Source organism: Coxiella endosymbiont of Ornithodoros maritimus (assembly GCF_907164965.1).
GTDB lineage: Bacteria > Pseudomonadota > Gammaproteobacteria > Coxiellales > Coxiellaceae > Coxiella.
Genome location: NZ_CAJRAM010000017.1, coordinates 1 through 5,109, shown reverse-complemented (window position 1 = coordinate 5,109; position 5,109 = coordinate 1). Strand labels below are relative to the sequence as shown.

Genomic DNA, 5,109 nt, shown 5'->3' with positions numbered 1-5,109 from the left:
AGAGAAGCATCAACTTTACAGCCATTAGGGGTTTATGCTTAAGTTGACGCCTAGGTGCGCAGGTGAGAACGACAAGGGGTTCGACGATGACGAATTTTAAGTTTTTTTAGTCTTTACCAGTTATGGTAATAATAGGGAGGATTTTAACCCTGTCTTCTGGCTGTTATTTTTTGTAAAATATACATCCATGCATACTCACGAACATCACCATCATAAGCACCACACTTCTCATCGAGTCTTAGGATGGGCAATTATATTGACTTTGAGTTTTGCTCTAATCGAAGCCTTGGGTGGCTATTTTGCGCATTCTCTGGCGCTTTTAGGCGATGCCGGCCACATGGTTTCGGATGCGGTAGCATTGGGAATTGCCGCCTTTGCGTCGTGGATTGCACTCCGTCCTCCATCTCATAAACACAGCTACGGCTTCGGGCGCGCTGAAGTCATCGCAGCTTGGGCATCAAGCTTGTTAATGGTTATCATCGCTCTAGCAGTCATCGTAGAAGCGATCAGACGTATCCAACAACCTTCTTCGTCTGTCCACAGCGCCCTGGTTATGCTTATTGCTATCTTTGGCATTTTATTAAATGTACTTCTCGCAGGCCTGATTTCAAGCAGCGAAAAAACCTTAAATATCCGCGCCGTATTGTTGCATGTGGTAAGTGATATTGTTGGTACATGCGCGGTTTTACTTTCCGGAATCGTCATTTTCTTCAGCCATTGCACCCTGATTGACCCTTTGTTCTCCGTTCTTATCGGTATCCTCATTATAATTTCGAGTGTTCGGCTATGGCGAGAATCCATGACTGTTCTGATGGAAGGCGTTCCCGCCCACTTAAATATTAAACAAGTCTGTCAAACGATGGTCCGCTTTCAAGGTGTAAAAGCGGTGCACGATGTTCATATCTGGACACTCTCATCCGGTGTGACTGCCCTTTCAGCCCATGTCAACATTAAAAATATAACTTCCTGGGACGACGTTTTACTAGGGTTGAAATTGACCTTAAAACAACAATATGATATTGATCATATTACGCTTCAACCTGAAGCGGATATTGAAGAATGTACGCCTTGTTATAAACTTTAATAACAAAGAGTCCCTACCAGCTCGATTTATGTTTTTAAAACTATTATGATTAAATCTATTGACTGGCAGATACTTTTAAAGTTAACCAATAACAAATCCGAGCTTGCCGAAGAATTACTTGCTCTATTTGCGTCTGAATTGCCGGCCCTCCGCGATGGGATCAATGCAACCTTCGATAATGTTGATTGGAAAGAAATGAAAGATCAAGTTCATAAACTCCACGATTCTTGTTGCTATACGGCTACGCCTCATTTGAAACATTTATCGCAAGAATTAGAAGAAGCTTTGAAACTTGGCAACCATGAGACTGTTCCTCTCTTTTTAGAGCGGTTAAATTCGGAAATTCAGCGAGTGCTCAATGCTATTCAACAAGAAAACTACATCCATGACCCCGTCTGAACAGAACACCGATAAGGAGGAATTGGCTGGATTTTCTAATCTCGCTGAGGATTGGTGGAACCCAGCCGGCAAGATGAAACCCCTGCATCTCATTAATCCCGTCCGACTAAAATACATCGAACAGCAAATCCCCATAAAAGGCAAACACATTTTGGATGTAGGTTGTGGGGGCGGTTTATTAAGCGAAGCCTTGGCAAAACACGGCGCTGTTGTCACCGGCGTTGACATGAGCGAATCATTAATTGCTGTTGCAAAAAATCATGCAGAACAACAACTAAATATAAATTATCAATGTCAAGATATTGAAATTTTAACAATAGACACTCAACCTTTTGATATCATCACTTGCATGGAATTACTGGAACACGTTCCCGATCCACAACGGATGATAAAAAACTGCGCGGCATTAATAAAACCTGGCGGCAAACTTTTTTTCTCCACCATTAACCGCAATTTTAAAGCTTATTTGTACACGATCATTGGCGCCGAATACTTACTTAATTTATTGCCCAAAGGCACACATGATTATGCACAATTTATTCGCCCTTCGGAATTAGTAGGGTGGGCTGCAAATGGTGGTTTGCGATTATTGAATATTACGGGCATCCATTACCATCCTTTAAAGAATGAATTTGATCTAAGTCGTGACGTTTCCGTCAATTACCTCGCGTGTTTTACTCATGAGTAACCTCACTCATCGGGTGACCGCCGTTTTCTTTGACCTCGATGGCACACTATTAGATACAGCACCTGATTTAGCCGATGCTTTAAATCAACTGCTCAATAAACACGGGCGCGATCCTATCCCTTTAAAGGTTATTCGTCCCACTGTCGCTCAAGGCGTGCGAGGAATTTTGGCGAACGGGTTTTCTATTAATCAAACTGATCCTCGTTTTAAACCACTTCGAGATGAATTCTTATCGATTTATCAATCTTGCCTCACTAATAAAACAACCTATTTCGATGGAGTGGCAGAAGTATTAGAATATTTAGATGCTCATGCTATTCCCTGGGGCGTTGTTACCAATAAACCGGGATGGTTGGCTCGACCGCTATTAACTCACTTTAAGTTAACTCGCCGATATTGTTGTTTAATTTCAGGCGATCAATTAGCTAATCGTAAACCTCATCCAGAACCCCTTCTTTTCGCCTGCAAAACAATCAACGTTCAACCTCATACCGCTTTATATGTAGGTGATACCGAAGGTGATATTCAAGCAGCTAAAGCCGCTGGAATGTTAGCTGTGGTAGCGACTTACGGTTATTTGTCTGCCAACAGCACACCCCAAGACTGGAAGGCTGATGCTTTGATTAAAGCGCCGTTGGTGTTGATTGATTGGTTGAAAAGAAACGAAAAAACTTAATCATTGTGAAGAAAGTCTAAAATGGCTACAATCAAGAGCGATCAATACGTCCTTCCCGCAAAAAAAGCCAGTTTTATTGGGTCATCGCCTTATTCGCTGCTTTTACTGGAATTCTTTTTTGGTACGATACTAGAGTCATTTCAGGCGACATTTTATTTATTAGCCAGGAATTTCACCTCTCCTGGCAAATGAATGGATTTGTAGTTAGTGCCGTACTCATCGGCGCTTTTTGGGGAGCCCTTTTTAGCGGCCATTTGGCTGATTGCATTGGACGAAAACGTTTACTCATTATCGATCCTTTAATTTTTAATATTGGCACAGCTATCTCCAGCATGGCTGTCTCCATTAGCTGGTTGGTAATTTGGCGCATCATTGTCGGCATTGCTATTGGGCATCCCTTCTTATAGTGCGCCGCTTTATACTTCTGAAATCCCCCCCATCGCCACAGCGCTTTAGTTTCGCTTAATCAGCTGGCCGTTACGATCAGAATTTTTCTTTCGTACATGATGTAGATTATTATTTTGTTCGCCACAACGCTTGGTGGTCGATGTTTGCCACTGCTGTTATCCCGGCTGCTTTGTTATTGCTCGCTATGATAGTGTTGCCCTATAATCCTCGCTGGACATTCTCCCGCGGTCACGAAGAAAAAGCTTTGTGGATTTTGCAAAAATTGCGTGGCCACGGTCTCCATGCGGAACAAGAATTAGAGCATATCCGCGTTAATTTGCAGCAGCAAAAAGGCGACTGGAGAACATTATTTTCAAAAATTATCCGCCCTACACTTTTTATCGCTATCGATTTAGCGGTGATTTCAACAAGTAACGGGAATTAACACAGTAAGTACTCTACTACGCCTCTACCATTTTAAAAATGACCGGTTTTTAGGCTTCACAAATCGCTGTTTTGGCGACGATGGGTATCATCGGTGCGGTGTTGGTGATTATCACCATTATCAGCCTTCCATTAATCGATTCGCTCGGACAGTGTCCGTTGTTATTCATCGGCCTTAGTGCTATGCTAATTAGTTAGCTCGTCTTAAGTTGGTCGTTTAAAGTGCACAGGCATATGGATTATATCCGATGGATTGCCTTTGGAAGCTTATTAGTATTTATTCCGGGATTTTTAATCAGCTTAGGCCCGATCATGTGGCTGATGTTTTCTGAAATTTTCCCGGTGAGGGTTCGTGGGTTAGGAGCTAGCATTGGAGATTGCACCAACTGGGCATCGAACTGGTTAGTTACTATAATGTTTTTAACATTGATCGAATATCTTGGTCCTAGCGGTACTTTTTTTATTCTGTTACTAGCGTGATTATTTTCATTTTCATTTTCATTTACACTTCCGTACCAAAAACCAAAGGGTAACCTCGGAGCAAATTGAAGAGAATCTCTATGGAGGAAAAGACATGCGTTATTTAGGAAAATAATCGGATGTATCTGGCCATTGCCCTTGGCACTTATGGTGTCAAAGTTATTTTGATGGACGATCAACAAACGATAATCACCACTAGCACCGCTCGTTTAACCATTTCATACCCTCAGTCTTTATGGTCTGAACAAAACCCCAATGATTGGTGGGGAGGCACCTAAAACGGCTATCCGAAAAATTAAATACCCACGCTAATGAACTAAAAAAGTACGCGCGCTGATTTTTTCCAGTCAAATGTATGGAGCAACATTGCTCGATAAAAGTGATAAACCTTTGCGCCCCGCTATTTTATGGAACGACGGGCACACGCTATGGCTCAGTGTCACGCCCTGTTATAACGAGAACCCGGGCATTAGAAATTACGGGAAATTTAATACATGCCGAGATTTACAGCTCCTAAAGTGCTGTGGGTGCGAGAAAACGAACCGGCTCTCTCTCAAAAACTCAAAAAATCAAAAAAATTTTTTTGCCAAAAGATTATTTACGATTACTATTACTCATCAGCGGCGATTATGCCACGGATTTTTCAGATGCTTCCGGCACTTCATGGTTAGAGGTCGGTAAAAAACAATGCTCTAACGCCTTGTTAACTGCTACAGGATTAACTCCTGAGTTTATGCCAGCCTTATACGAAGGCTCAGCAGCTGAAGCGGCTTTATGAGGAGCTAGCGTTGATTTTAGAGAGCGAAGCGCTGAGATTAACGCAGCGGATGGAACGGGGGTTGAATCGTTTGTATACAGAGTGGTTGAACCGAGACGAAGCGATGGGTTATTGGTTATTAGGAGGAGAAATTAAAAGCCGTGGTAAAAACCAATGAGGATTGTCAACGGGTA

At 42.3% G+C, this 5,109-nt stretch carries 4 protein-coding genes and 3 pseudogenes; all 7 read left to right on the top strand.

Going from position 1 to position 5,109, the window contains the following annotated elements:
• Positions 1 to 187: 187 nt before the first annotated feature.
• On the top strand, positions 188 to 1,084 hold the full coding sequence (locus tag OWO34_RS01565) for a cation diffusion facilitator family transporter (RefSeq protein ID WP_267256321.1): 897 nt from the start codon (positions 188 to 190) through the stop codon (positions 1,082 to 1,084).
• Between the two features lie 45 nt (positions 1,085 to 1,129).
• A complete protein-coding gene (locus tag OWO34_RS01560; RefSeq protein ID WP_267256320.1) occupies positions 1,130 to 1,483 on the top strand; it encodes an Hpt domain-containing protein in 354 nt (117 codons plus the stop codon).
• A complete protein-coding gene (gene ubiG, locus OWO34_RS01555; RefSeq protein ID WP_267256319.1) occupies positions 1,470 to 2,171 on the top strand; it encodes a bifunctional 2-polyprenyl-6-hydroxyphenol methylase/3-demethylubiquinol 3-O-methyltransferase UbiG in 702 nt (233 codons plus the stop codon). The genes OWO34_RS01560 and ubiG overlap by 14 nt, the downstream gene beginning before the upstream one ends.
• Positions 2,164 to 2,847, top strand: coding sequence for a phosphoglycolate phosphatase (gene gph / locus OWO34_RS01550; RefSeq protein WP_267256318.1), 684 nt, complete (start codon positions 2,164 to 2,166; stop codon positions 2,845 to 2,847). Before ubiG ends, gph begins: the two co-directional genes overlap by 8 nt.
• A gap of 21 nt (positions 2,848 to 2,868) precedes the next feature.
• Positions 2,869 to 4,273 (top strand): annotated as a pseudogene (locus OWO34_RS01545) (sugar porter family MFS transporter).
• A gap of 4 nt (positions 4,274 to 4,277) precedes the next feature.
• Positions 4,278 to 4,933: pseudogene (locus OWO34_RS01540) on the top strand (FGGY family carbohydrate kinase); the annotation flags it as partial.
• Positions 4,890 to 5,109: pseudogene (locus OWO34_RS01535) on the top strand (IS110 family transposase); the annotation flags it as partial. The pseudogenes OWO34_RS01540 and OWO34_RS01535, both read left to right, overlap by 44 nt.

What these genes read in the sequence shown, in the direction of transcription:
- OWO34_RS01565 (WP_267256321.1), top strand. Translation starts at nt 188, where the DNA reads ATGCATACTCACGAACATCACCATCATAAGCACCACACTTCTCATCGA.
- OWO34_RS01560 (WP_267256320.1), top strand. Translation starts at nt 1,130, where the DNA reads ATGATTAAATCTATTGACTGGCAGATACTTTTAAAGTTAACCAATAAC.
- ubiG (WP_267256319.1), top strand. Translation starts at nt 1,470, where the DNA reads ATGACCCCGTCTGAACAGAACACCGATAAGGAGGAATTGGCTGGATTT.
- gph (WP_267256318.1), top strand. Translation starts at nt 2,164, where the DNA reads ATGAGTAACCTCACTCATCGGGTGACCGCCGTTTTCTTTGACCTCGAT.